General features: G+C 61.4%; 22 protein-coding genes. 2 read left to right on the top strand and 20 right to left on the bottom strand.

Translation table 11 applies throughout. The features are described 5' to 3' along the window. The first annotated feature begins 39 nt into the window (after window positions 1-39). On the top strand, window positions 40-759 hold the full coding sequence (locus AB4N84_RS12430; RefSeq protein ID WP_074752350.1) for a 16S rRNA (uracil(1498)-N(3))-methyltransferase: 720 nt from the start codon (window positions 40-42) through the stop codon (window positions 757-759). A gap of 152 nt (window positions 760-911) precedes the next feature. On the opposite strand, the gene hydA is transcribed toward AB4N84_RS12430, so the two are convergent. The 8 genes from hydA to trhA form a co-directional block, all read right to left on the bottom strand. Then, window positions 912-2348 carry a dihydropyrimidinase gene (gene hydA, locus AB4N84_RS12425; RefSeq protein ID WP_460046544.1) on the bottom strand — a complete coding sequence of 479 codons (1437 nt, stop codon included), beginning with the start codon at window positions 2346-2348 and terminating at the stop codon, window positions 912-914. 13 nt (window positions 2349-2361) lie between these two features. Continuing rightward, complete coding sequence (locus AB4N84_RS12420; protein ID WP_074752352.1) at window positions 2362-3258, bottom strand: allantoinase PuuE; 897 nt, start codon at window positions 3256-3258, stop codon at window positions 2362-2364. A gap of 53 nt (window positions 3259-3311) precedes the next feature. Then, the gene (locus AB4N84_RS12415) at window positions 3312-4184 is read right to left on the bottom strand and encodes a MurR/RpiR family transcriptional regulator (protein ID WP_074752353.1); all 873 of its coding nucleotides are present in this window, start codon (window positions 4182-4184) and stop codon (window positions 3312-3314) included. Window positions 4185-4202: 18 nt separating this feature from the next. Then, window positions 4203-5450, bottom strand: coding sequence for a cysteine desulfurase-like protein (locus AB4N84_RS12410; protein WP_460046543.1), 1248 nt, complete (start codon window positions 5448-5450; stop codon window positions 4203-4205). A gap of 22 nt (window positions 5451-5472) precedes the next feature. Beyond that, window positions 5473-6207 carry an amino acid ABC transporter ATP-binding protein gene (locus tag AB4N84_RS12405; RefSeq protein ID WP_074752355.1) on the bottom strand — a complete coding sequence of 245 codons (735 nt, stop codon included), beginning with the start codon at window positions 6205-6207 and terminating at the stop codon, window positions 5473-5475. Continuing rightward, on the bottom strand, window positions 6204-6881 hold the full coding sequence (locus AB4N84_RS12400) for an amino acid ABC transporter permease (RefSeq protein WP_460046541.1): 678 nt from the start codon (window positions 6879-6881) through the stop codon (window positions 6204-6206). The genes AB4N84_RS12405 and AB4N84_RS12400 overlap by 4 nt, the downstream gene beginning before the upstream one ends. Before the next feature lie 51 nt (window positions 6882-6932). Next, the gene (locus AB4N84_RS12395; RefSeq protein WP_081565080.1) at window positions 6933-7709 is read right to left on the bottom strand and encodes a transporter substrate-binding domain-containing protein; all 777 of its coding nucleotides are present in this window, start codon (window positions 7707-7709) and stop codon (window positions 6933-6935) included. 309 nt (window positions 7710-8018) lie between these two features. Then, window positions 8019-8636 (bottom strand): PAQR family membrane homeostasis protein TrhA, encoded by a 618-nt coding sequence (gene trhA, locus AB4N84_RS12390; protein WP_074752358.1) that lies wholly within the window; start codon window positions 8634-8636, stop codon window positions 8019-8021. A gap of 167 nt (window positions 8637-8803) precedes the next feature. Here trhA and AB4N84_RS12385 point away from each other — a divergent pair, with 167 nt between their 5' ends. Next, complete coding sequence (locus AB4N84_RS12385; protein ID WP_460046540.1) at window positions 8804-9724, top strand: LysR family transcriptional regulator; 921 nt, start codon at window positions 8804-8806, stop codon at window positions 9722-9724. A 392-nt stretch (window positions 9725-10116) separates the two neighbouring features. Here the strand turns inward: AB4N84_RS12385 and madM are convergent, their stop codons facing one another. The 12 genes from madM to AB4N84_RS12325 all read right to left on the bottom strand — a co-directional run bounded on the left by madM (window position 10117) and on the right by AB4N84_RS12325 (window position 25488). Then, a complete protein-coding gene (madM, locus tag AB4N84_RS12380) occupies window positions 10117-10881 on the bottom strand; it encodes a malonate transporter subunit MadM (protein WP_460046539.1) in 765 nt (254 codons plus the stop codon). Window positions 10882-10886: 5 nt separating this feature from the next. Next, window positions 10887-11288 (bottom strand): malonate transporter subunit MadL, encoded by a 402-nt coding sequence (gene madL, locus AB4N84_RS12375; RefSeq protein ID WP_074752360.1) that lies wholly within the window; start codon window positions 11286-11288, stop codon window positions 10887-10889. Window positions 11289-11354: 66 nt separating this feature from the next. After that, on the bottom strand, window positions 11355-12290 hold the full coding sequence (gene mdcH / locus AB4N84_RS12370; protein WP_460046538.1) for a malonate decarboxylase subunit epsilon: 936 nt from the start codon (window positions 12288-12290) through the stop codon (window positions 11355-11357). After that, on the bottom strand, window positions 12287-12925 hold the full coding sequence (locus AB4N84_RS12365; RefSeq protein ID WP_074752362.1) for a malonate decarboxylase holo-ACP synthase: 639 nt from the start codon (window positions 12923-12925) through the stop codon (window positions 12287-12289). The genes mdcH and AB4N84_RS12365 overlap by 4 nt, the downstream gene beginning before the upstream one ends. Further along, the gene (gene mdcE / locus AB4N84_RS12360) at window positions 12919-13722 is read right to left on the bottom strand and encodes a biotin-independent malonate decarboxylase subunit gamma (RefSeq protein WP_460046536.1); all 804 of its coding nucleotides are present in this window, start codon (window positions 13720-13722) and stop codon (window positions 12919-12921) included. Before mdcE ends, AB4N84_RS12365 begins: the two co-directional genes overlap by 7 nt. Next, complete coding sequence (locus tag AB4N84_RS12355) at window positions 13719-14570, bottom strand: biotin-independent malonate decarboxylase subunit beta (RefSeq protein WP_460046535.1); 852 nt, start codon at window positions 14568-14570, stop codon at window positions 13719-13721. Before AB4N84_RS12355 ends, mdcE begins: the two co-directional genes overlap by 4 nt. Further along, window positions 14563-14862, bottom strand: coding sequence for a malonate decarboxylase subunit delta (locus AB4N84_RS12350; protein WP_074752365.1), 300 nt, complete (start codon window positions 14860-14862; stop codon window positions 14563-14565). The genes AB4N84_RS12355 and AB4N84_RS12350 overlap by 8 nt, the downstream gene beginning before the upstream one ends. Window positions 14863-14864: 2 nt before the next feature. Further along, on the bottom strand, window positions 14865-15752 hold the full coding sequence (locus AB4N84_RS12345; protein WP_074752366.1) for a triphosphoribosyl-dephospho-CoA synthase: 888 nt from the start codon (window positions 15750-15752) through the stop codon (window positions 14865-14867). Beyond that, the gene (gene mdcA / locus AB4N84_RS12340; RefSeq protein WP_460046534.1) at window positions 15752-17425 is read right to left on the bottom strand and encodes a malonate decarboxylase subunit alpha; all 1674 of its coding nucleotides are present in this window, start codon (window positions 17423-17425) and stop codon (window positions 15752-15754) included. The genes AB4N84_RS12345 and mdcA overlap by 1 nt, the downstream gene beginning before the upstream one ends. A 112-nt stretch (window positions 17426-17537) precedes the next feature. Next, window positions 17538-18680, bottom strand: coding sequence for a Fic family protein (locus AB4N84_RS12335; protein ID WP_460046533.1), 1143 nt, complete (start codon window positions 18678-18680; stop codon window positions 17538-17540). Window positions 18681-18992: 312 nt separating this feature from the next. Further along, window positions 18993-19484, bottom strand: a complete 492-nt coding sequence (locus AB4N84_RS12330; protein WP_460046531.1) for a chemotaxis protein CheW — start codon at window positions 19482-19484, stop codon at window positions 18993-18995. Further along, window positions 19477-25488, bottom strand: a complete 6012-nt coding sequence (locus tag AB4N84_RS12325) for a hybrid sensor histidine kinase/response regulator (RefSeq protein WP_460046530.1) — start codon at window positions 25486-25488, stop codon at window positions 19477-19479. The genes AB4N84_RS12330 and AB4N84_RS12325 overlap by 8 nt, the downstream gene beginning before the upstream one ends. Window positions 25489-25524: the final 36 nt, after the last annotated feature.

Raw genomic sequence — 25524 nt, 5'->3', positions numbered from 1 at the left:
AAAATACGCAGTACCTGAAGAATTCACAGAGAAACAACCATGAGACTCTCCCGTTTTTTCATCGACGCCACCCTGAGCATCGGTGAACACGAATTGCCCGAAGCCCAAGCGCATTACATCGGTCGGGTACTGCGCATGGCCGAAGGCGATGCGGTGCAGCTGTTCGACGGCTCGGGTACGGAGTTCCGCGCCACATTGGTAGAAGTCGGCAAGAAGCGGGTACGCGTTCAGGTGGCCGAAAGCTTTGCGGGGCTGCCAGAGTCGCCGTTGCAGATCCATCTCGGCCAGGGCCTGTCGCGCGGCGAGCGGATGGACTGGGCGATTCAGAAAGCCACCGAGTTGGGCGTCACGCAGATCACCCCGATCGTCAGCGAACGCTGCGAGGTTCGCCTCAAGGACGAACGCGCCGAAAAACGTCAGGCCCATTGGCAGCAGATCGCGATCAGCGCCTGCGAGCAGTGCGGGCGCTCTGTGGTGCCGGTGGTCAATCCACCCGTCACGCTCGCGGATTGGCTCAAACACACTGAAGCCGATCTGAAGCTGGTGCTGCACCCGGTGGCCGAGCCGTTGGTCAGCCATGAGAAGCCTGCGACGCTGGCGTTTCTGATCGGACCGGAAGGTGGGCTCAATGACGCCGAAGTCGATCAGGCTCAGGACGCCGGCTTCCACGCCGCCCGCCTCGGCCCTCGGGTATTGCGCACAGAAACCGCACCGGTGGTGGCGTTGAGCGTGGCGCAGCAGCTGTGGGGTGACTTCTAGCTCAACGTTGCACTGATCAACGCTGTGGGAGCGAATTCATTCGCGAAAGAACGTAAATCCGGTGGAACATGTCGGGTGTACCGGCCAATCGCGAATACATTCGCTCCCACAGGTTTCGGGACCGTTCGAAAAAATGGCTGGAATGCCAGGCATCACTCCGGCAATTCCGACTGCCGCCGCCGGGCTTTCGCAGGCTCTGGCCTCGCGCAGGGCAGGAACTCCCCTCTCCCCGGCGTGCCCAGTGCGCTGCCATCCCAGACCTTCTCCCCTCGGGCGAAGGTCATCGCGGGCCAGGCACTCAAATGCATACCCTCATACGAGGTGTAATCCACGTTGTGGTGGAGCAACGTGTTGCTCAGTTCCAGATCCAGCCCCTCGTCCCAGATCACCAGATCGGCGTCTGCACCAATCGCAATGCTGCCTTTGCGCGGATACAAACCGTAGAGCCTCGCGGCGTTGGTCGCTGTCAGGGCGACAAATTCCTGCGGGCTGATCCGCCCCTTGCGCACGCCCTCCGACCACAACAGCGCCATGCGCGTTTCGATCCCGGGAATCCCGTTGGCCACCTCCGAAAAAGGGGCATCCGATCCGTGGGCCCGTTTGCCGTCCGATCCCTCGTAGCGAAACGGCGCGTGATCCGAAGAAAACACCTCGAAAGAGCCATTCTGCAAGCCGTCCCAAATCACCTGTTGATTCCCCGCGTCCCTCGGCGGCGGGCTGCAGATACATTTCGCCCCCTCAAAACTGTCGTCGCAGCCCAGTGAATCCGCCGTCAGAAACAGATACTGCGGACAGGTTTCGCCATACACCTTTAAGCCCTGGCTCTGCGCCCAGCGAATCTGCTCGATGGCTTCGCGGCCTGACACGTGCACGATGAGGATCGGCACATCGACCAGCTCCGCCAGTGCAATGGCCCGATGAGTCGCTTCCCGCTCGACCAGCATCGGCCGCGAGGTCGCGTGATAGCGCGGCGCGCTGTGCCCGGCGGCCAATAACCGCTCGGTGAGCCAGGCAATACAGTCGCTGTTTTCGGCGTGCAGCATCACCATCGCGCCATGAGCCCGCGCCACCGACAGGGTTTCCAGAATCTCCCGGTCGTTGAGCTTCAGCGCGTCGTAGGTCATGTAGATCTTGAACGAGGTGTACCCCTCGGCGATCAGTTCGGGCAGCTCTCGGCGCAACACGTCTTCGGTGGGATCGGTGACGATCAGGTGAAATGCGTAATCGATCAGGGCCCGACCGTCCGCGCGGCGGTGGTAGTCCTCGACAGCCGCGCGCAGGCTTTGCCCCTTCTGCTGGCAGGCAAACGGAATCACCGTGGTCGTCCCGCCACACGCCGCCGAGCGGGTGCCGCTTTCAAAATCGTCAGCCATGACCGAGCCGTCACCGGTCGGCTGGTCGAGGTGCACATGGCTGTCCACCCCGCCCGGCGTCACGGTCCGGCCGCGTGCATCGACTTCATCCGCAGCGTCCTGCAGGTCCAGCCCGAGGGCAGCGATACGCCCGCCGCGTACACCGATGTCGCACACGAAACTGTCTGCGGCGGTGACCACGTTGGCGTTACGGATGATCAGGTCGAAAGCCTGCATGTCGTGCTCTCCCTCAGGCGCGGCTGAGCCAGGCCTTGGCGATTTCTTCGCGGGTGGTGAACCACACGCCTTCATGGGCCTGGGCGTACTCGATGAACTGCTTGATCGCTCGTACGCGTCCGGGACGCCCGACCATGCGCGGGTGCAGCCCGATGGACATCATGCGCAGGCCATCGGCCGCCTCTTCGTACAGCACATCGAAACTTTCTCGCATGTACTCAAGGAAGTCGGACGCCTGGGACAGACCCGGCGAGTTCCAGTAGCGAAAGTCGTTGACGTCGCTGGTGTACGGCACGACCAGGTGCTGCTTGCCCTCGACGTCGACGAAATACGGCACGTCGTCGTTGTAGGCGTCGGAGTCATAGAGAAAGCCGCCCTCCTCGGCCACCAGCCGCCGCGTGTGGACACTGGCGCCATAACGGCAGTACCAGCCCACCGGGCGCTTGCCACAGGTGCGTTCGAACGATTCGATCGCCAGGCGAATATGCTCGCGTTCCTCGGCTTCGGTCAGGCGAAACACCTCCTCCCAGCGATAGCCATGGCTACAGATTTCATGGCCCAGCTCGACGGCCGCTTTGGCGACATCCGGGTTCTGTTCGAACGCCACGGCGCAGGCGTGAAACGTGGCCGGGACGTTGGCCTTTTGCAGGATGTCCAGGATGCGCCAGATGCCGACGCGCGCGCCGTACTCGTACATCGACTCCATCGCCAGGTTGCGCACGCCCTCGGGAAACTGATAGCTGCCCCACTCGGTCATGCTCTCCTGATCGGGGTCTCCCATGGCCAGCGAGCGTTCAGAACCTTCTTCGTAGTTGATGACGAAGTTGATCGCCAGTCGCGCACCATTGGGCCAGGTGCCTTGAGGGCGCTGCCGGCCATAGCCGACCAGATCTCGAAGGGGTAAAGCCATAGATCCCGTCTCCTGCAACGTTCAAACCGTCGGTAAAACCGCCAGGCCAGGCCTTAGCAGTCGATGTTTTTCAATGCGTCGTGGCCCGGTCCATCCAGGTTTTGTCCCTCGCGGAACGCCAGGCCCATGGCCAGAGTTTGCGCAATACAGAACGCGGCCGTCAGGGAGCGGAAGCCCAGCAACTCGGCGTCGTTGACCTCGATCATCACCGACGCTTTTTGTCCGACCGGGCTGAGAATGCTGTCAGTGATCGCCACGATCGGCGTCCCGGCTGCCATCGCCTGCTGGCAGGCGTCGATGGTTTCCTGCGCATACGGCGGAAAGCTCACCGCCACCAGGACGTCATCGCTGTGCAGCGCCCCGACCTGTTCACGCAGGCTGCCACCCAGCCCGCTGATGTGGACTGCGCGGCGTCCTACACGGCTGAGCGCATAGCTCAGGTAGGCCGCCATTGGAAACGAGCGACGCATCCCGACCACGAAGGTGGTACGCGCCTCTTGCAGCAATCCGATGGCTTTCTCGATGGCTTCGACCTGCTCGCCCTCGGCCAAATGTTCCAGCGAGACAATGTTGGCGCGGCTGAACGCCGAGAGCATGGCGCCGACATCCGTCGGATCGTCCAGCAATTGCTCACCGCGATAGTGGCGGATGCGCTCTTTGAAGCTGCCCTGCCCGGCCTGTTGCAGAGGCTGCTTGAACAGCCGCTGCAGGTCGCTGAACCCTCCGAAACCCAAGGCTTGTGCCAAACGAATAAAGGCAGACGACGGAATGCCCGAGATTTTCGCCAAGGCTGCGACGGTGTTCAGCGCGACATCGTGGGGATGCTCGTTCAGGTAATGCGCGGCATCTCGCTGGCGGGCGGTCAGCCGTTCCTGATGTTCGACGATGGCTGAGCGCAGCTCGGCGAGGGTTTGAGGTACAGGCATAAGTTGGCTCGATAAAAGTCAGGATGGACGCAGTTCTGTGATCGCCTGGGCCAGGTGTTCCACCAGACGATTCAACTCATCGACGCTGTTGTAGTGAGCGATCGACACACGAACCACGCCGCCATGGCGTGTCAGGCCCAGTTGTTCGATCAATCGGCGCGCGTAGAAGTCACCGAACCGGATCCCCATGCGGTGGTTGTCGACACGCCGCACGATGTCTTCGGACTGAACCCCGTCAACCACGAAGCTGATGGTTGGCACACGGTCGCCATCGGTCACGCGGGATTTGCCGATGATGCGCACGCCCGGGGTTTCCCGCAGAAACGCCAGCAGGGTTTCGGCGAGCAGGTCCTCTTGCACTTCAAAGGCATCGAACGCTGCCTGCATCAATTGACGCGGCGTGCCGCTGGCGCCCAGACGTTGGCCGATGTCGATCAGGTAATCGCTGATCCCGATGCAGCCATAAGAGAGCTCGTAGTTGAGGTTGCCCGGCTGCAGCTTGTAGGGGATGACGTCCTGACCAATGAAAAAGTGGTTGAGGCTGGGCAATTCCAGCAGCGCTTCGCGCTTGCCCCATAGCACCGCGAAGTGCGGGCCGAAGGTTTTGTAGAAACTGAACACGTAGTAGTCAGCGCCGCTGGCCTGCACGTCGACCAGACGATGGGGCGCGTAGGCCACGGCGTCGACACACAGCTTGCCGCCCACGGCATGGACCTTGCGCGCGACCTCGGCGACCGGATTGACGCTGCCGAGGATGTTCGACGCATGCGTCATGGCGACGTAACGGGTTTTCTCGTTGAGCAGGCCGTCCAGGTCGTTGAGCTCCAGGTCCAGGCTGTCCGGGCTGACTTCCCACACGCGCAGTGTGGCGCCGCGATCTTCACAGAGGCGTACCCACGGCCCGATATTGGCCTCGTGGTCGCAGTTGGTGACGACGATTTCATCACCCGGCTGAATCGACGGTGCGATGGCACGGCAAAGGATTTGCAACAGGTGCGTGGTCGACCCGCCCATCACGCACTCTTCCGGGTAGCGGGCATTGATCAGTTGTGCCACCGATTCGCGGGCCGTCATCACTCGCGCCCCGGCCTCCACCGACTCGCTGTAGGACGCACCCAGTTGCACGGCGCTGTTGAGCAAATAATCGGTGATCCGCTCGGCGACCGGCTTGAGCACCGCGGAGCCGCCTGCGTTGTCCAGGTAGGCGTAACCGCTGCTCAGGGCAGGAAACTGACTGCGTACGTAATCGATGTCCAAGGCATTCAAGGAAGTGCTCTCCAAGGTCTGATCAGTGATGCAGGATGGCCTGCAAAAACGCGCGGGTTCTCGGCTCTTGCGGGGCCGTGAAGAAATCGTGCGGATTGTTCTGTTCGATGATTCGGCCGTTTTCCATGAAGATCACCCGGTCGGCGACCTTGCGCGCAAAGCCCATTTCATGGGTCACCACGACCATGGTCACGCCTGAACGAGCGAGGTTCTGCATCACGTCCAGCACTTCGCCCACCATCTCGGGATCGAGCGCTGAAGTGGGTTCGTCGAACAGAATCACGCGGGGCTCCATGGCCATGGTGCGGGCGATGGCGACGCGTTGCTGCTGGCCGCCGGACAGTTGTCCCGGGTATTTCGCGGCGTGGGCGCCCATGCCGACTTTTTCCAGCAACAGGCGAGCGCGCTCGTTGGCGTCACGGCGCGACATGCCCCGCACACGTACCGGCGCCAGCGCGACGTTGGCGAGCACAGTAAGGTGTGGGTACAAATTGAAATTCTGGAAAACCATGCCGACTTCGCAGCGAATGCTTGCCAGTTTCGGACCGTTTTCCACCCGCTGGCTGGCCACGCGAATGTCGCCCTTCTGGTATTCCTCCAGCAGATTGATGCAGCGGATCAACGTTGATTTACCCGAACCGGAAGGTCCGAGAATCACCACCACTTCGCCCTGATCGACCGTCAGGTTGATGTCGCTCAACGCCTGAAACGGCCCGTAGAACTTGTCTACACGTTCGATTTCGATGACGGTACTCATGCGTTTTTCCTCCCCGAGCCGTTGCGTCGCTCGATCCAGCTCACCAGTTGCACCAATGGCAGCAATAACAACAGGTACATGACGGCAGCGCCCACCAGAGGCGTGGGGTTGGCCGCCAGCGCCTGAGCCTGCGTGGCTTGCTTGAGCAGATCCGGCATCGCCACCACCGAGGCCAGTGCGGTGTCTTTCATGACGTTGATGCAGTTGCTGGTCATGGGCGGCATGACGATGCGCATCGCCTGGGGCAGGATGATGTCGCGCATGGTGTTGAAGAAACTCATGCCCTGGGAGGCTGACGCTTCAAACTGTCCTCGCGGGATGGCTTCGATGCCGGAGCGGAAGATCTCTGCCGAATAAGCGCAGGAGACCAGCGAAAGCGCTGCCGTGGCCGCCGCGAACGACGAAAGACGAATGCCCACGAAGGGCAACGCGTAGTAAATCAGCACAAGCAGGACCAGCAGCGGGATCGAGCGCAGCACATCGATGTAGACCCGCGCCAGAAAGCGAATGGGGGCGAAGGCGTAAAGACGCAGCATCGCCAGCATCAACCCGCCGACCAGGCCGAGAATGATGCTGACCACGCCCAACATCACCGTCACGCCCAGGCCGCGCAGCATCAGCGGCAGCGCATCGACGAACACGCTCCAGTTGAAGAAAGTCTGTAACAACTCCATTGCGATTCCTTGATAGCGGGCAGCGGCTGGCGTGGGGTGAGCAGTCAGGGATTACTTGAGGACATCAACCACTTTGACGGTGCTCGATTCCGGGTCAGCGTCAGCCCCGAACCACTTCTTGTGCAGCCCCGCGATCACGCCTTCCTTCTTCATGGCGGAGATGATGTCGTTGACCTGCGTCGCCGATTCCCAGCCTTTGGCGTGCATCAGCGAGTACTTTTCGCCGGTCGGAATACGCGCGACCACTTTGTACTGCGGCTTGTCCTTGATGTAGTACAGGACCGCCGGGATATCGCTGATGTAGCCGTCCATACGGCCCGACGCGAGGTCGAGCATGGCCGGTGAAAGGCCTTCGTAGCGGGACACTTCCTTGAACTTGTACTCGGCCTGATGCGCGTTCACCCACATGTCGCCGGTGGAGCCGGTGTCGACGCCGACCACCTTGCCATCCATGTCCTTGAGGCCTGTGATGCCGGATTTGGTCAGGACCGACAGCGACTGGTCACTGTCGTAGTACGGCTGGGCGAAGCCGACCGACTCAAGGCGTTTGGGGGTAATGGTGATCGAGGAAATGGCGATGTCCGCACGCTTGGACTGCACAGCGCTGAACAGGCCGTTGAACGGAATATTGACGAACTCGACGGTCTTGCCTGCACGTTTGGCGACTTCCTTCACGACATCGACTTCAAAGCCGACAATCTCGCCTTTCGCGTCCTGAAACTCCCACGGCACGTTGCCGACGTTGGCGCCGACAGTCCAGTCCGCAGCCCAGGTAGAGGCGGAAAATGCAGTTGCCACGGCCATGCCTAACAGTACTTTCACGTTCATGTCTTGCTCCCCGATTAATCAGTCAGTTCAAGAAGGCCGCCTCACCACTTCACTCGGCGTTTCGAGGATCAGACTAGGATGACGAATCAAATAATTCAACAAATAAAATAAATGAATTAAATGCTTCAATCGGGTGCGCAAGGATTCTGGTTTGGTGCGCGCTCGGCAGCGCTTACCCGCTGTGGGTGTGCAGAAAATGAACGATGAGCGCGCAGGCTTCCATGCACTGATGCAGCGCATGGATATCGGCAGACAGGGATCGCGGCGTTCCGATGGGTTGGGGCGTACAGTGCAGGAGCAAGAACCCCGCTAAAGCACATACCCCATGATCGCCACAAAATGCAGCAAGCTTCCGGCAATGACGAACAGGTGCCAGATGCCGTGCCAGTGGCGGAAACGTTTGTCGTACGCGAAGAAGATGATGCCGACGGTATAGAGCACGCCGCCCAACGCCAGCCAGGTAAACCCGGCCGTCCCCAGCGCGGCCATCAGCGGCTTGACGGCCACGAGCACGATCCAGCCCATCACCGCGTAGATCACGATGGACATCACTCGCGCCTCAGAACGCGGCTTGATCTCCTGAAGCATGCCGATCACCGCCAGGCCCCAGACAATCCCGAACAGCGTCCAGCCCCACGGCCCGCGCAAAGTCACCAGACAGAAGGGTGTGTAGCTGCCTGCAATCAGCAAATAGATCGAAAAATGATCGACCTTCTGCATGATCACCTTCGCCCGGCCACGCACGCTGTGATAAACCGTCGAGGCGCTGTACAACAGCACCAGTGCCACACCGTAGACCGCAACGCTGACGATCTTCCACACATCGCCGGTCAGACTCGCGATCACCAGCAGCCAGACCGCGCCGATCGACGCCAGCACCGCGCCCACGAGGTGGGTCCAGGCGTTGAATTTTTCTCCGTAGTACATCCGTATCAAACCTCTCTCAGTTGCACGACAGCCTGTAAGGCTCCCGCTTATGACGCCAAAGCGCAATGCATGTGTCAGCCTTGACGAGAATTTAATGCAGCCAGCTCCCGACGACTTCGGCACAATCGGGCGCTCGAAGAACAAGAAAGCGTTCCGGGAACGACACGATGCAGATCGACGAAGAGCTGACCCTCAAGAAGCTGGAAATCTTCCTGGCCTTCATGCGCACCGGCAATCTGGCCCGTGCGGCCGCAGAACTGCAGACCAGCACCGTCAGCGTTCATCGGGCAATTCACTCGCTGGAAAGCGCGTTGCGCTGTCCGCTGTTCAAGCATGAAGGCCGCAACCTGACGCCGATGGAAAGCGCTTACGTGCTGGAAGAGCGCGCGCAGAAGCTGGTGCAGGATGTGCTGAGCACGGTCGAACAAACCCGCGCGGCCGCTGGATTCTCCGCGGCGCGGTTCAAACTCGGGGCGTTGTACTCGCTGACGGTCAAGACCGTGCCGCAGCTGATCATGGGCCTGAAGATCCGCCGCAGCGAGCTTAATATCGATTTGATTCTGGGCTCGAACATCGACCTGTTCTACAAGCTGAAGAACATGGAAGTCGACGCCATTCTGGTGTCGCTCAACGAGAGCGTGAGCGATCCGGATTGCGAGCAATTGGCGCTTTTCTCTGATGATATCTTCCTGGCCACGCCGGCCGATTCGCCCTTCGCCCAACAAAGCGAGGTCGACCTGAGCGACCTGCGCGAGGCCACCTTCATCACGCTGACCCAAGGCTTCGCCACCCACCGTGACGGCGCACGAGTGTTTCAACAGGCAGGGTTCGAACCGAAAGTGGCGATGCAGGTGAACGACATCTTCACGCTGTTGAGCATGGTCAGCTCAGGCGTGGGGTACGCCCTGCTGCCGGGGAGAATCGCGGCCGTCTACGAGAACCGCGTGCGCCTGATACCGCTGCAGGCGAGGTATCGCATGCAGCAGCACATCGGCCTGGTGTTCCTCAAAGCCCGCGAGCGCGATCCGAACCTGTTGGCCTTGTTGGCCGAGTGCCGAATGTATTCGAACCGGTTAGAGCAGGTTTAACGCGTCCCTGGTGGATGGTCGATGACCCACCGCAATCGCGGGCAAGCTCGCTCCCACAGTGTCAGCGTCGTCCCCAAGTCTTCGGAACGCCGCGCTCCCTGTAGCAGTCCGAGGTTACGAGGGTCTGGGCCGCACTCGGACGAATACGGTCTGTCATTCAGCATTGCCGTCGACTGACATACCGCAATCGCGGGCAAGCGCGCTCCTACAGTGTCAGCGTCGTCCCCAAGTCTTCGGAACGCCGAGCTCCCTGTAGGCAGTCCGAGGTTACGAGGGCCGCGAATGCGGTCGGTCCCTCAGCATCGCCGTCGACTGACATACCGCAATCGCGGGCAAGCGCGCTACGGCCGTCGGCCAGCATCAAAAGCAGGGTGCGTAGAGATCCAACAAGATCACCCCAAAATCCCGCGCATGATCAGGAACAACAGCGAAGGCCCCAGCAAGCAGCCCAATGCGGTGTAAAACGCCGCCGTCAGGCAGCCGTAGGGCACAAGCTTCGGATCGGTAGCCGCCAGACCGCCCGCGACACCGCTGGAAGTACCCATCAGGCCACCAAAGATCACCGCGCTGCGCGGGTTATTGAGACCGATCATCGGCGCCACGAACGGCGTCACAACCATCACCAGGATGGCTTTGATCAACCCCGCTGCGATCGACAGCGCCATGACTTCGGAGCTTGCACCAATAGCAGCGCCGGTCACCGGGCCGACGATATAGGTAACCGCGCCCGCACCGATGGTGGTGATGCTCACAGCGTCGGTGTAACCGAACGCCATGGCCACACCGACACCGGCCACAAACGACGTTCCTACGCCCACGAACAGCGAGAACACACCGACATACCCTGCACGCTTGAGCTCATTGACGCTCACGCCAAAACCGGTGGCGATGATGGCGAAATCACGCAGCATCGCACCGCCCAATAGCCCGATCCCCGAGAGCAACGGTAGATCGACGATGCCTTTTTGCCCGCCAGTGACCGCGCCACCGACATAGGCCAGCGCAAGTCCAAGAATGATGGCGATTGCCGAACCGTGCAGACGTCCTTTGGTAAACGTGTTGGAGATCCAGTACGACACCCACATGGTGATGCCGATGACCGCGAATCCACTCACCAGACCGTAGCCGTTGATAGCTTTCAAAATGGCGTCATACATGCTGATCACCCTACGGTCTTGGTTGAAGGAACAACGACATCGGCCTCAGGCTTTTTTTGACCAAGACGGGTCAATACCGGAACCAATAGAAAGGAAATGACGACAGCCAGGGTCCCGGCAATGATTGCCATCGGGCCACCCTTCAACGCACCGTAGACATTTTGCTGCGCGGCCATGGCGACCACGATGGGGATATAGATCGCACTCCAGAACTCCACGCCTTGAGCGGTCTTGCTGTCCAGATAACCACGCTTGCTCAGCCAGCTCCCGAAACCGATCAGCAGCAGCATGGCAATACCGACACCACCGACGTTGGCTGGGACGCCGATCAGTTTGCCGAGGTATTCGCCCACTGATATACCCACCAGCGTGCAGAATGCTAGAAACGCGACACCATAAATAATCATTGTTATTGCCCTCAATTTGCATCGTCGAAGTTGTTGTTTTTGTGTTCCTTCGAAAGCAGCAGTCGGTTATGGGTGGCGACGTTCCTCCTCTCGCGACAGTGCGCTCAGCGTATCCAGCCGGGCGCCCTGGAAGGCGACTGCGGATCCTTGTTCAAAGACGCGTCGCGCCAGCCCCGTGAGCACGGTGCCGGGCGGCAATTCGATGTGCAGGCGTGCGCCACGCTCGTAGGCGGTCTGCACGGTGCTGCGCCAGTCGATGACCCGGCACATGTTGAACGCGAGGTCGTCCCGCAATTTGTCGGCATTGAGTACCGGGCGGGCCGTGCTGCCGCTCAGGTACCTCAAGGTCGGCACCTGAACCGAAACCTGCGCAAAGGCCTGCGCCAGGGTTTTCGCGGGCTCGCTCAAAAGCTCGCAGTGCGAAGGTACGCTGACCGCCAGGCGTTTGGCCGCCGCCGCGCCCTGCGCTTTAGCCAAGGCGGCGACACGGGCCATCGCCTGATCGCTGCCGGCGATGACGAACTGGTTGTCGGCGTTGATGTTGGCCAAGTAAACCGGCGTGTTCGGGCTGTGTACCTGCGAGACCAAATGCTCGACCGTGGTTTGATCCAGACCGATCAACGCCGTCATGCCATAGCCCGTCGGGTAAGCGCTCTGCATCAATTCACCGCGCAGTGCCACCAGTCGCACGGCGTCGGAAAAGCTCAACGCACCGGCAATGACCGCTGCCGGGTAAGCGCCAATCGACAGGCCGGCCACGTAATCCGGTGCGCAGTTCTGGGCCATGAGCAGCCTCGAGCAGGCGACGCCGGCAATCAGCAAACACAGCTGAACGGCACGGGTGGAACGCAACGCATCGGGCGTATCCAGATCCAGCACGTCCTCGTTGAGCGCATCGCTGGCTTCGCGCAGGCACTCACCCACCAACGGATCGGCGGGCAATGTGTGCAGCATGCCGGGCTGCTGGGCGCCTTGGCCCGGAAACACCCAGAAGCTGCTCATGCGGCACGCTCCTGTAACTGCCACGGATCGTCGACCAGGCGCGCGCCGTCATCAGCCTTGAGCAACACCTGACGCGCTGAGCCCGCCCATTCGCGCAAGGCCACAGCGCCAGCGGGCGTCTGCAGTTGCAGGTCGATTCGGCACATCGCGCCTTCCAGCGCATCGACCAGTGCGGCAGCCTGTTCACGACTGAAGAACGTTGAGGTGCGCAGGACCAGGTCAAGATCGCTGTCCTGATGCAGCACCGCCGTACCAGACGCCAGTTCGAACCCGACGCTCCCTGCAACGCCCCATGGCAAACCCACAGCGTCCAAAACCGGACGAATGTGCCTCAGCGCGCGCACGGCGGGCCAGTCGGCTGCCTGAATATCCGCCGCTTCGAGCAACTCTTCAGGGCGAACACGGCGCGTGATATCGGTCAGTCTCATGGCCATCGCATAACGCTGATCGCGCGAATGACCACGCACACCCACCGCCACCCACCCCTCGGCGACCTTCGCCCGACGCACCACCACCGGCTGCCCCGCGCCAACCACCTCGGTCACCCAAGCGGGAGCATCGGCAGGCACGTCAGCCACGGACAAACCCCACAACAAATCATGGGGCCAGACCGGCAGGCAGCTGTTCATTACCACTGCGCCCGCAGCAGTTCGCGCACTTTCGACGACGCCGAACGGTTCGGCGCGCCCAGTCGCGAACTCAGGTCATTGCCTCCCGCCTGAGCGTCTTTCACCGCGGCCGTCAGGCATTCCTCAACCGCCCTGATATCCGCCGCCGAAGGCTCTTCGATCTGGCTCACCGACAGGGTTTCCCACAACAACCCAAGGCCTGCGTAGCTGTCGATGTCGTACGCCATGGGCGGGATGCTCGCGGCGAGCTTTTCCAGTTCTTCGACGCTGCGCAACGTCACCCGAGCGGCCGAAGCCTTGCCCATCGCATGCACCATCACGCCCGGATCACGCAGGGCGATCAGGCGGTTCGCCTGATAACCGTGAGCGAGAAATGCGCCCGACATCGCCTTGCCGACCAACAGCCCGATCACCGGATGACCCGCCAGACGTGCGCGGGCATAGGCGTCCACCGCACCCGCCAGCGCCTGATGAATGCCTAACGCTTCTTCACGGCGCCCATAGGCCTGGCTCGGCACGTCGATGATTGCGATCAGCGCGCGTTTATTCTCGCTCTGGCGATCCAGCTCGATAGCCGTGTCCACGGCGTGCGCCAAGCCCCAGCCTTCCAGTAACCCGACCTCACCGTTGCGGGCGCGAGGAAAACGGTTATCCGGGTCGGCAACCACCGCAAGAAAACGCGCGGGTTGATCGCCCATTGTGCCGTCGGCGGCTTTAACGGACGTGGGCAGCCCCGTCACTTCAACTGCATTGGCCGCCAGCGCGTTGAACCACTTCAAACCACGGGTCGAATAGCTGCTCATGGCTGTTCTCCTTGATACAGGCTGCGCACAGCGGCGGGGTCGATCTGCGTCGTTGTGTCCACTTGACCAAGACGCTGCAGGAACAGCGCGTACTGGCTGCTGCGCTCCTGTTCGGGCTTGCCCTTGTGCAGCAGGTCTTCGACGTGCTGTTGAACGGCGGCAACGTCATCGGCAACGAACGCATCCACCAGGCCGCTGGCATAGCGTTGCTCGCCGCCGGTGATGCTCCATATGAAAGGCCGGTCGCGCGAATCGTATTCTTCGATGCCCGCCTCCTGCTCGATCACCTGCGGGCCGTTCAGCCCCAGACGCGCTTCCTGAGTCACGACCAGATAACTGCACAAACCCGCCGCGATGGACATACCGCCGAAGCAACCGACGCTGCCCGCCACCACGCCGATCACCGGCTGATAGCGACGCAGATCGACGATCGCCGCATGAATTTCAGCAATGGCCGCGAGCCCGAGGTTGGCTTCCTGCAGGCGCACACCGCCGGTTTCCAGCAGCAACACCGCGGCGGTTGGAATGCCTTTGCGGTTGTCCTCGGCCGCCAGCTCCAGTGCGCCGGCCATTTTCGCGCCGCCGACTTCGCCCATGCTGCCGCCCTGAAAGTTGCCTTCGATGGCACACACCACCACCGGCTGTCCGCCGATGGAGCCTTTAGCGATCACTACGCCGTCGTCGGCTTGCGGCACCACGCCCTGCTTGGGTAACCAGGGGGACGTCATCCGCGCGAACGGATCGATCAGCTCCCGAAAACTGCCTGCATCGAGCAGGGCGCGTGCACGCTGGCGCGCACCGAGTTCGACAAAGCTGTGCTGCTTCAACAAGTGGGCGTTATCAGTCATGACCGATCTCCTCGAAGCCCTGCTCCAACCGAAGCCGGACGACACCGGGCGTCGCACCGAAGTCGTGGATGTCGATGCTCATGGCTGGCGGCATCTGGCCGTCGAACATGCGCTCGAAAAGATGCTGCCAGCGGGCTGAACTGCCGTTCACCGACGTGACGACCTGAATGGTCAGTTTGCCCGGCAGACCGGGTTCCAGCATCACCTCAAGGTCACCGGAGCCGACACAACCCACCAGTGCACGTCCCAGCGGAGGCTGGCCAGCGGGGAATTCAAAAGACAAGGTTTCCATGATCAGACGTTCCTCGTTTCATCGCCGAGCGCAGGCTCAAGGCAATCGATAAACAGGCAAGCAGCGAGCAAATCGGCGGCACCACCCGGTGAGGCATTCAGGCTCAGCAATTGCTGATCCAGTTCGTGCAAGGCTCGCCGACCACTGAGGGTCGCGCTGCCACCGGCATCCAGCACACGTTGCGCGCCGCGCTGCATGGTGGAAAGGCCATGTTCGCCCGCGCGGTACAGCACGCAGGTGTCGGACAGCGTGGTCATGATCGCCAGCAGCGCATCCAGCCGCGCATTCTGTTCGCCATGGCCCGTCGCGCGGCTGCGTTGCAGTTGCGGCAACCCCTTTTGAGTGACTGCGGGGAAACCCATCTGCGCTTGTTCGCGCGCGCCCATTGCACCGTATTTACGGGCGACTTCGGCGCCGTGGCTGTGCTGAACCGGCAGGTTTCGATCCTCGATCAGCGCCAGGCAACCCGCACGCAAACCAAGGCCTGCAGCTGAGAGATCAGACGGATCGAGCGCCGCAGCGGTGACCAGCAACCCCAGTGCCCAGATCGCGCCACGGTGGGTGTTCACGCCTTGGGTGGTGCGCATCATCGCGACTTCGCCGTCCCGGCCGATCCGCCCGATCGCCTCGCGCAGCGGTTGGCCGATTTCGCCGATTTCAATGGCGACCTCCGCCATTTCCTTGAACGCAGGCCACAACGAAAGCGCCGAGGCGTGCATCAATCCCAAATGAAGATCCTGGTGCGCCCCGCTGCTGCGACGGTCGACCAATGCCGGTTTCGGTGACAGATCGGCCTCGTCGATCAGTGCATCCACCGCGAGGTCGGCCAGTCGCTCAGCCAGCGGCAAGGATCGCGCAGAGGCTTCAAACGCTACGTTGAGTGCGCGCATCACCAACTCCTGAATTTCGCAGGCGGGTTGTACAAACCACCGGACCACTCCACCAGCTCGGCGATGCTTTTGGCGGCCAACAGCTCGCGACTGGCGTCGGTGCGACGAATGCCAAGGTCTTCGGGCAACGCGATCAACCCTTCACGGCGCATACGGGCGGTGTCTTTCGGGTTGTGGCGCAGGCCAATAGAGGTGACGCCCGCAACCGCAGCGATCATCGCCTGACGCTCTTCCAGCGTGCGCGACTTGTACAGGTAAGCGATGCCTTCTTCGGTGAGCAAATGAGTCACGTCGTCGCCGTAGACCATGATCGGCGCCAGCGGCATACCGCTTTTCTTCGCCACCTCGACGGCGTCCAGTGTCTCGACGAACGTGGGCTTGCCGCCTTCCTGAAAGGTTTCGACCATCTGCACCACGAGCTTCTTGCCGCGCTCTAGGTACGCGTCGGTGTCCGGGTTCTGCTGGCGCATGTCGAGCCAGGCGGGCGTGCTGTGACGCCGACCACGCGGGTCATGCCCCATGTTCGGTGCGCCGCCGAAACCGGCGAGGCGCCCACGGGTGACCGTCGAAGAATGCCCGTCGCCATCCACTTGCAGCGTGGCGCCGATGAACAGGTCCACCGCGTACTGACCCGCCAGCTGGCACATCATGCGGTTGGACCGCATCGAGCCGTCGCGCCCCGTAAAGAACACGTCGGGCCGGGCAGCGATGTAGTTTTCCATGCCCAGCTCGGTGCCGAAGCAATGCACGCTTTCGACCCAGCCGCTTTCAATGGCAGGAATCAGGGTCGGGTGTGGGTTGAGCGTCCAGTTGCGGCAAATCTTGCCCTTCAAACCCAGGGACTCGCCGTAGGTCGGCAGAATCAGTTCGATGGCGGCGGTGTTGAAACCGATGCCGTGGTTGAGCGACTGAACGTTGTGTTTCTCGTAGATCCCGCGAATCGCCATCATCGCCATCAGTACGTGGACGGGCTTGATGTGGCGCGGGTCGCGGGTGAACAGCGGTTCGATGTAGAACGGCTTGTCGGCGACCACCACAAAGTCGACCCACGATGCCGGGATGTCCACACGCGGCAAGTCGCTGACGTCGTCCACCAACTGGTTGACCTGCACGATCACGATGCCGTCGCTGAACGCGGCAGGTTCGATCAGGGCAGGCGTGTCCTCGGTGCTGGCGCCGGTGTAGATGTTGCCCGCGCGGTCAGCCATAAAGCCGGCAGACAGCACGACATTGGGAATCAGGTCGACCAGCAGGCGGGAATACAGCTCGATGTAGGTGTGAATCGCGCCGATTTCCAGCAGGCCGTCTTCCAGCAACTGGCTGATGCGCAGGCTTTGCGTGCCCGCGAAAGAAAAATCGAGCTTGCGGGCGATGCCGCGTTCGAAGAGATCCAGGTGTTCGGCACGTCCGACGCTGGGCATGATCATGTGCAGGTCATGCAACTTGCCGGGATCGGCCTTGACCAGCGAACGGGAGAGGAAATCCGCCTGCTTCTGGTTGTTACCTTCAAGCACCACACGGTCACCGGGCGCAATCAACGCCTCCAGTGCCGCGACGATCTTGTCGGTGGGCAGTACAACGCCATCGGCGAAGGAACGCACTTGCTCGAGCCGCCGCAGCTTTTCGCTGCGACGACGCGACCAGCGCGGGTCAAGTTTCGTTGTTGTAGTCATGCTGACTCCACGAGTTCGCTGTCGTGGGCCACATTAGAAGCTAGAGGGTTGAAGCATCAATCAAGCAGGGGCGTGGATCGTTACGGTTAGAGTAATGATTATTCGGCCGTACTCATCTAGTGATCTGATATCGCGTGCTACGGCCTCCGCCTGGCAGCTTCTGCAAACAGCCTTTTTCCAAGAGATCGGACAGATGACGGGTGGCAGTCGCCTTACTGACCTTGGCAACAGCCTGATACTGCGCGGCACTGATGCCGCCTTCGAACCCAGTCCCTGCTTTTTCAGCGAGCAGATCGCCGTTAAGCAACCGGTTGAGCACCTTGATTTGCTCCAGGGACAAGCCGTCCTTCCCGTGCTGTTGCCAGAACCGGGCGTTGGCCAACACCCGATCAATCCGCAATATGGCCTGCTCCAGTGTGTGAAGCAGGATTTGCAGGAACCACGAAAGCCACGCCGTCAGGTCCAGTGCGCCACGCTGAGAGGCCTCAAGGATCCGGTAATACTCTTGCCGACTATTAAGAATGCTGGCCGACATGGCATAAAAACGAATAGCCTGATTTTCCCCCTGCGCCAGTGCCAAATCGGTGATCGCCCTCGTCAACCGTCCATTTCCGTCATCGAAAGGGTGTAAGGTCACGAACCAGAAATGCGCGATACCTGCTCGTATCAGTGGGTCCAGTGTCGTGTCGAACTGGCTGCTGTTGAACCAGTAGAAGAAATCGTCCATGCGTTTCTCCAACCCCTCGCGAGGCGGCGCTTCGAAATGAACGACCGGACGGTCAATCCGACCCGACACCACCTGCATGGGCTCGGATCCTCTCAGAACCCCTACCCGAATATTGTTCGAGAGCAATGCCGACGAGTCAGGGAAAAGCAGACTGTGCCATCGCATCAGTCTTTCTGAAGTCAACGGCGCCTGATGCTGCTGTGTGGCATCAAGCATCAGCTCAGCCAAGCCTTCGCTGCGAGGCGTCACCCGCTCATCACTCTCGATGCCAAGCCGCCGCGCCAGAGATGACCTCATAGACCCGACGTTCAATTGCTCGCCTTCAATAGCGGACGAAGTGATGACGTTCTGCAGCAACGCATCCAGTTCGCTCTGCGCACTGGCATGAGTCCCCGCGGCACCCATCATGCCCATCAGCCTTCCCTGCGCCTGCGTGCAAGCCCGCAAGACAGGCGCCAACGTGTGCGCATCCCAAGTAAAAGCGGGCCATCTGGCACGCTGCCAAATCCATTTCAACGACTGACTCACAGAAACCTCGTGAAGAGTGAGCCGAATAAAACGTCTATTCGGCTCATTATATGAGCCAAATATGCGACCTATTCGGCTCATAGTCCACAGGGTCCAACGAAATATCGGGTAGCCGGTCGTGAAGGATTCGGTAAATGCGGTATGCCTGAAACGGCCAAGGCGTCTGATTTTACTGCCGCTTCGCGCCAGATCGTCCGAGTGCGGCCCAGAGCAAGCGCGCTCCTACGCCTTCGGCAGAAGCGGGGACGCTTTTGCGCTTAAGGTTTTTGATTCTGGCCGCAGGCCAGAATCAAAGCCTGAAAACAACTCCGCTCAAATCCCCGGCCCAAGCACCTGCACCAACCCCGCGTCCACCAGCCATTGTTCAAGCGCCACCAGGTCGGGGACTTTTGCGACAGTTTCGCCGACCTGCACCGCCGCCAGTTCCAGCTCTGAGAGCGCGACGTCGACGTAGCTGAGCTGGCTGTCGAGTTTGCAGGAACGCGGAATGCCTTGGGTCAGCAGGGCAATGAATTTGAGATCGGGGCGGCCACCCAGGGCGTTGAGCACAACGATGCGAGCCCGGCCACCGACACGGGCGCGACTGCCACACGCGGCTTCGAAGCTCAGCAGCGGCAGGCTGCGGTTGCGCCAGTTGATCGGCCCCAGGTACCACTGGGGTGCGGCCGGGTCGGCGATGCTGTCTTGATAGTCGATCAGCTCGGCCACGGCAACGTTGGGCAGCAGTAAGTGCCGGTCGCTCAACGGAATGAGCAAGCCGGTGAGGCTGGTCAGGCGGGTGGTCTGGGTGGTGGTGTCAGACATGCACATGACTCCAGTGCGCGATGCTCTCCAGCAACGCCGCTTCCTGATAAGGCTTGCTCATGTAGTCGTTTACCCCCAACGCCATGGCGCGGTCGCGGTGTTTTTGCCCGGAGCGGGAGGTGATCATGATGATCGGCAAATGCTTGAGCGTTTCGTCTTCGCGCACTTTGCTGGCGACCTCAAAACCGTCCATGCGCGGCATCTCGATGTCCAGCAGCATCACGTCCGGCGTGTGCTCCTGCAGCAAGGCCATGGCGTCCACCCCGTCTTTGGCGGTCAATACGTTCATGCCGTTGCGCTCAAGCAACCGGCCGGTGACCTTGCGTACCGTGACCGAATCGTCCACCACCATCACCAGCAAAGGCCTGGCCTGCTCGGTCTCGACAAACGGCGTCGGTGCCTGCCCGGAGACTTGAAGCGCCAGCATTCGCGCATGCAAACGACGGATGTGCGCGAACAGGTCGAGAATCAACACCACACGCCCGTCCCCCAGAATCGTCGCGCCGGAAATCCCCTGAACGCCGGCGAATTGCGCCCCCAGGTTCTTGACCACAATCTCTCGAGAACCCGTCAGCGCATCGACCTGCACCGCCACCCATTGGTCATGCACATGAACCAGCAGCACGGGCAGCGGCTGTGTCTGACCCACCAACTTCGGCGGCTGGCCGTTGTTCAACAGTTCGCCCAGATACCGGAGTTCATAACTGCGTTCGCGGTATTGGTAACGCGGCGGTGTGGACTGGTAACAAGCCTCCAGCTCACTGGGCATGACCCGCACAATGCCTTCGACGCTGTTCAACGGCACGGCGTATTGCTCTTCGCCACACTGCACCATCAGGGCGCGATTGACCGACACAGAGAATGGAAGACGAATACGGAAACGCGCGCCCTGCCCCGAACGGGAATCGATGACCATCGAGCCGCCCAGCTCTTTGACCTCGGCATGCACCACGTCCATGCCGACGCCGCGCCCCGATATCTGAGTGATGGTCTCGGCGGTTGAAAAGCCCGCCTGCAAGATGAACTGCAGCGTGTCGTGCTCGCTCAGCTCTGCATCCGGACTGATCAGCCCACGCTTGATCGCTTTGCGACGCACCGCTTCGAAATCAACACCGGCGCCGTCATCGCTCATCTCGATGACGATATCCCCGCCCTCATGGGCCAGACTCAAGGTGATGTGACCCGTCTCTGACTTGCCGGCCGCCAGGCGCTTCTCGCCGGTTTCCAGGCCATGATCGACGGCGTTGCGCAGCATGTGCTCCAGCGGCGCGACCATGCGCTCAAGGACGTTGCGGTCCATTTCGCCCTCGGCGTTGACCACGTCGAACCTGACCTTTTTGTTCAGCTCGCCCGACACCTGACGCACGATCCGACGCAAACGCGGCACCATGCGTTCGAATGGCACCATGCGCGTGCGCATCAGGTTTTCCTGAAGCTCGGTGTTCACCCGTGCCTGTTGCAACAAGAGGGTCTCGGCTTCGTGCGCCCGGGTCTCCAGCGTTTCCTTCAGGTCCATCAGGTCGGATGCAGACTCGAACAGCGCGCGTGATAGCTGCTGCAGTTGCGAGTGGCGGTCCATTTCCAGCGGGTCGAATTCTTCATAGCCCGATCGTTCGGACTGATGATCGCGACTGAGAATGCGACCCTGGGTTTCGATGTCCAGACGCCGCAACTGATCGCGCATCCGCTCGATGGTGGTTTCCATCTCGGCCAGGGTGACCTGTGCGTCGCTGACCTGCTGTTCGATGCGGCCACGGAAAATCGAGGTTTCCCCCGCGAGGTTGACCAGATCCTCCAGTTGTTCAGCCGGCACCTTGACCATTTCGGGTCCGGTGCGCTCGGCGTCGGGATCTGCGGCCGCCGCTGGAGCTTCTGCGCCGGGTGCAGGCGCCATCACCACGGGTTCTTCCTGAGGCTTGCTGGCGACTTCCTGGATCGCGCCAGACGACGAATATTGCGCAATGCTGTCGATCAGCAACGCGGGGTTGGGCAGCGGTTCATAACCGCGAACGGCATCGACCATGTCGGCGAGCATGTCGTGGCCGCTTTGCAGCAGACCGTTCAGCAACGCGCTGTTTTTCAGCGCCCCGGACGCCAGCCCTTCATACAACGACTCCAGCTCATGGGCGAGATCCCCGATCGGGACGATTTCGACCATCCGCGCGCCACCCTTGAGCGTGTGCAGGTCGCGCAGCAGGTTTTCGACTTCCAGCGTGTTCTGCGGATCGGCCTGCCAGCGCACCAGCGCCGCGCTGGAGCTCTCGATGATGTCGTCGGCCTCTTCGAGGAAGATCTCCAGCAACTCTGGATCACGCTCGTCCAACGGTTGAATCATCGAGCCGACGTTGCGCGCGCCACCCTCCTGCGGCAGCACATAACAGTGATTCTGGCGGAACTCGCGAATCGCCTCGATCACAGGCCCGGGATCGGCCAGCGGTGCGCGGTTCTGCAGTTGTTCGAGCATCAGTGCCAAGTGATCGTGACTGCGCACCAGTAGCTGCGCCAATTCAGGCGTGTACGAGCAACGTCGGTCGATCAGGCCTTCGTACAGCGACTCCAGCTCGTGGCCAAGGTCGCCCACCTCGCCGATTTCAGCCATGCGCGCGCCACCCTTGAGGGTGTGCAGGTCGCGTTGCAGCGACGACAGCGGCAGCGGGTTTTCAGGGTCGTCCAGCCAGCGCTGCAAGGCCTGGCCCGCACCGTCCAGGATATCGACGGCTTCCTCAAGGAAGATGTCGACAATCTCCTGATCCAGGTCATCGCGTGGCAACGTTTGAGGCAGCTCGACCTCTTCGAATTCGGCGTCCATAATCCCCGTGGCCTCACCGAGCTCGGTCACGCTCGTGGCCAGCCCACCCTCGCTCTTGATCACGCCCATCGCGCCAGGATCCAGCGCTTCGTCGAGCAACGCGCGCAATGCTTTGACGCGTTCAGGACATGCCTGGACCTGCTGTCCTGCAGCAATCTGATCGAGCATGTTGATCAGCGCTTCATGGGCGTTCTCGGCCTCATGAAAGAACCGTTCACTGACGACAAGGCTGCTTTCTTCCACCGCGCCGTACAGGTCCAGCAAGGCTTCGCACAGCTCGTCCACTTGCGGCAGGTCGGCCATGTGCGCGCCGTGCCCCAGCATGGTCAGCTCATCGAGCAGCGCATTGAGCTCCTGACGCTCTCCCGGATGCTGCTGCCAGCGCTTGAGCAGGTTGTCAGCGTCCAGCAGGATGTCCATGCCTTCGGCGAGGAAGCTGGCGATGAGCTGCGGATTACGACGGCTGCGCAGCCCGTTGTTGTCGTCGCTGAGGGCCTCGGCCAGGCGCGCATCGAGCAACGCGCGAGCGGCATCGATGAGCGCCGCCGCACCGTCGATCGGCATCAACGGATCGACCTTCAGCTGCGCCAGCCCTTTGTGAAACAGGGGCTCGGCAGACCGCAGCAAGCCGATTTCAGGCTGACCGACCGCCAGCTGGTTGGTCTTGAACTCACGCACCAACTGGTCCAGCGGGCTTGCCAGTTCAGCCATGGGCAGCACGCCCGCCATATAGGCGCTGCCTTTCAAGGTATGCAGCGCACGCAGCAACTCATCGCTGAAGGCCGGAGACTCGTCCAGCGCGGACGCGTCCAGGTAACGGTTGAGCGTTTCCAGGTGCGTCTGAGCTTCCTGACGGAAGATCTCCAGCAATTGCGGGTCGAAGCCCTCGTCTTCCGGCTGGACAGACTGAGCAGGCCCCGGCATGGCAGGCTCGCCCCTTCCGCCCTGGGCCAACGCGTGTGCGCGTGCGGCCAGCAGGTCGACATCGTCGCGCTGTCGTTGAACGTCTTCGGCGAAATCACGAATGACGTCCGGCAACAGCATCTGCACATCGACCAGCAACTGATGCACCTGACTGTCGGGCTCGACACTGCCCTCCAGCACGCGGTTCAGCAGGTTTTCCACCGACCAGGCCAGCTCACCCAGAATCAGGGCGCGAACCATCCGGCCACTGCCTTTGAGGGTGTGGAAGGCTCGGCGAACTTCGCCCAGTGCAGACACATTGCCAGCGTCCGCCAACCAGCGCGGCAGGTACTCGCGCAGCGCGGCGAGCACCTCATCGGCTTCCTCCAGAAATACGTCGCGTAGCTCATCATCCACCGCCGCCTCGCCCTTGGGCGGTGGCAACAGACTGGCCGGCATGTGCTGCGCAGGCGGATTGACCGTCGATAAAGGCGTGGCCAGCACTTCGGCGATGCTCTTGCTCGGGCTGACGAGCGCCTGCCGTTCATGCAGTTCGCTCAATTCTTCGTGGCTGATGACCTCCTCGAGCACCGGCAGGTCGACGATGTCCGCGACCGGCGAATAACCCAGCTTGGCCAGGCTCTCTTGCGCCAGATCCAGCACGTGTTCACCCGGCGCTTCCGGGTCTTCGGCCATCCGCTCCAGGTAATACTCGATCCCGATGATGACGTCGGCGAAGTGATCGAGCTGCGACCCGACCGGGCGTGCTTCGTCGACCAATAGATGTTCGACGATGTAATCGTTGCAGGCCGCCAGCAGGCCAGCCGCCCGCGCCAGCGGAATCATCGCCAGCGCGCCGCGCACCTGAATGAGTTGGGCCGACAGCGGTGTCAGCCGTTCGCGATCCAGTTCGCCGTCGATGTAATCGTCGATGACGTCCTTGGCCTGTTGCAGCACAACGCGCGCTTCCTTGATCACCAACTGGTGGATCTGGCTCAGATCCGTGGTGGGCAGGCGACTCTCTTCAGGGCTGCTCTGATCGACCGTACCGGCCATGCCCGCCAACGTCGCTTCGACGTAAAGCAGGGCGCCAGCAACGTCCATCAAGCTGGCGTCATTGGGCTCGTGCTGTCCTTGCGCCATGCCCTGAACCACCGCCAACTGGTCGATGATGACTTTGCGCGGCTGGCCGAAACCCAGCACCGCCAAGGTATCGGCGATCTGTCGGAGCGGCGGCAACAAGGTGTTGAGTTCGCTGACGTGCTGACGATCGCCCCGCACGAAAACATCCAGACGCTCTTTGGTGCGGACCAGTTCGTCACACAGCGCAATGATCACCGAGCGCATGGCATCGCGATCAGGCCCCGCCATCCGTGCGCGTTCTTCATTCACGAGCGCGCTTTCCGGCAACGCTTCGGCAAGGCCATATTGATCCTTCAAATCCATCATCCTCTGGGCCTGACTGTCAGACTTGGCGATGTAGAACAGAAGGCTTTTAAGGAGCTCGTCTGGCGCGGGCTGGTTGATCCCGGCGATGCCCTGTTCAAGAAGACGCTTGAGCTCCTTGTCAGCATCCTTGAACAGGCTGCGCAGCGCCGGGCTGTTGGTGAAGTTGCCATTGGCCATGGTTTCGACCAGCGCCGACGTGATGCGCCATAGTGGCTCGAGCGGCGCGTCCTTGCACAGGGCTTCAAGTCGCGCAAACACCTTGCCCATGTAATCCAGCTGCGTGTGGACATCCTGCTCGCGCAGCAAACCCACCAAGGCGGTTTGCAGGGTCTGACGCAGCTTGCGCAGTTTTGCCGGTAATTCGGGGCTGTCCCGCTCGGCCAGGGTCTGGGCATCGAGTGCGGGCACGCTGAGCAGTTGTGGCGAAAACAGACTGGTTTCGGAAAGCAGGCTTTCACCACGGGCGCTGCGCAGATCATTGAGCAGCGGCAACACCACCAGCGGCAGGTCGCGACGAGCGGAATGCACACGCTCCAGATACACCGGCAGCTGACTCATCGCTTGATGCAGCAACTGGATCGCTTCGGTCTCTTGAACCACGTGCCCTTGTTGCAGGGCCAGCGCCAACTGCTCGATTTCCTCGGCGAACAACGCAGCGCCATAGAACTCGATCATCTGCAGGCTGCCGTGCACCTGATGGATGAAGTCCAGGCAGACTTCCATCGCGGACGGGTCATGCGGACGCGCGACGAAGGCGTCCAGCGCCTGCCGTGCGTGCTTGAGGGTTTCGGCTATTTCGCCCTTGACCCACTCCAGGGCCACATAGTCGTGACGGTCAGCCATGGTGGCTCCAGTTGCCCAAGTCGTTTGGCGTGACGA

It is taken from the genome of Pseudomonas sp. S2_H01 (assembly GCF_054668305.1).
This window is presented reverse-complemented; position numbering and strand designations above follow the sequence as displayed.

What these genes read in the sequence shown, in the direction of transcription:
- AB4N84_RS12430 (WP_074752350.1), top strand. Translation starts at nt 40, where the DNA reads ATGAGACTCTCCCGTTTTTTCATCGACGCCACCCTGAGCATCGGTGAA.
- AB4N84_RS12345 (WP_074752366.1), bottom strand. Translation starts at nt 15,752, where the DNA reads ATGCGCGCACTCAACGTAGCGTTTGAAGCCTCTGCGCGATCCTTGCCG.
- AB4N84_RS12355 (WP_460046535.1), bottom strand. Translation starts at nt 14,570, where the DNA reads ATGACTGATAACGCCCACTTGTTGAAGCAGCACAGCTTTGTCGAACTC.
- mdcH (WP_460046538.1), bottom strand. Translation starts at nt 12,290, where the DNA reads ATGAGCAGCTTCTGGGTGTTTCCGGGCCAAGGCGCCCAGCAGCCCGGC.
- AB4N84_RS12405 (WP_074752355.1), bottom strand. Translation starts at nt 6,207, where the DNA reads ATGAGTACCGTCATCGAAATCGAACGTGTAGACAAGTTCTACGGGCCG.
- AB4N84_RS12350 (WP_074752365.1), bottom strand. Translation starts at nt 14,862, where the DNA reads ATGGAAACCTTGTCTTTTGAATTCCCCGCTGGCCAGCCTCCGCTGGGA.
- AB4N84_RS12330 (WP_460046531.1), bottom strand. Translation starts at nt 19,484, where the DNA reads ATGTCTGACACCACCACCCAGACCACCCGCCTGACCAGCCTCACCGGC.
- AB4N84_RS12325 (WP_460046530.1), bottom strand. Translation starts at nt 25,488, where the DNA reads ATGGCTGACCGTCACGACTATGTGGCCCTGGAGTGGGTCAAGGGCGAA.
- AB4N84_RS12395 (WP_081565080.1), bottom strand. Translation starts at nt 7,709, where the DNA reads ATGAACGTGAAAGTACTGTTAGGCATGGCCGTGGCAACTGCATTTTCC.
- mdcE (WP_460046536.1), bottom strand. Translation starts at nt 13,722, where the DNA reads ATGAGCAGCTATTCGACCCGTGGTTTGAAGTGGTTCAACGCGCTGGCG.
- AB4N84_RS12420 (WP_074752352.1), bottom strand. Translation starts at nt 3,258, where the DNA reads ATGGCTTTACCCCTTCGAGATCTGGTCGGCTATGGCCGGCAGCGCCCT.
- AB4N84_RS12415 (WP_074752353.1), bottom strand. Translation starts at nt 4,184, where the DNA reads ATGCCTGTACCTCAAACCCTCGCCGAGCTGCGCTCAGCCATCGTCGAA.
- AB4N84_RS12385 (WP_460046540.1), top strand. Translation starts at nt 8,804, where the DNA reads ATGCAGATCGACGAAGAGCTGACCCTCAAGAAGCTGGAAATCTTCCTG.
- trhA (WP_074752358.1), bottom strand. Translation starts at nt 8,636, where the DNA reads ATGTACTACGGAGAAAAATTCAACGCCTGGACCCACCTCGTGGGCGCG.
- madL (WP_074752360.1), bottom strand. Translation starts at nt 11,288, where the DNA reads ATGATTATTTATGGTGTCGCGTTTCTAGCATTCTGCACGCTGGTGGGT.
- mdcA (WP_460046534.1), bottom strand. Translation starts at nt 17,425, where the DNA reads ATGACTACAACAACGAAACTTGACCCGCGCTGGTCGCGTCGTCGCAGC.
- AB4N84_RS12400 (WP_460046541.1), bottom strand. Translation starts at nt 6,881, where the DNA reads ATGGAGTTGTTACAGACTTTCTTCAACTGGAGCGTGTTCGTCGATGCG.
- hydA (WP_460046544.1), bottom strand. Translation starts at nt 2,348, where the DNA reads ATGCAGGCTTTCGACCTGATCATCCGTAACGCCAACGTGGTCACCGCC.
- madM (WP_460046539.1), bottom strand. Translation starts at nt 10,881, where the DNA reads ATGTATGACGCCATTTTGAAAGCTATCAACGGCTACGGTCTGGTGAGT.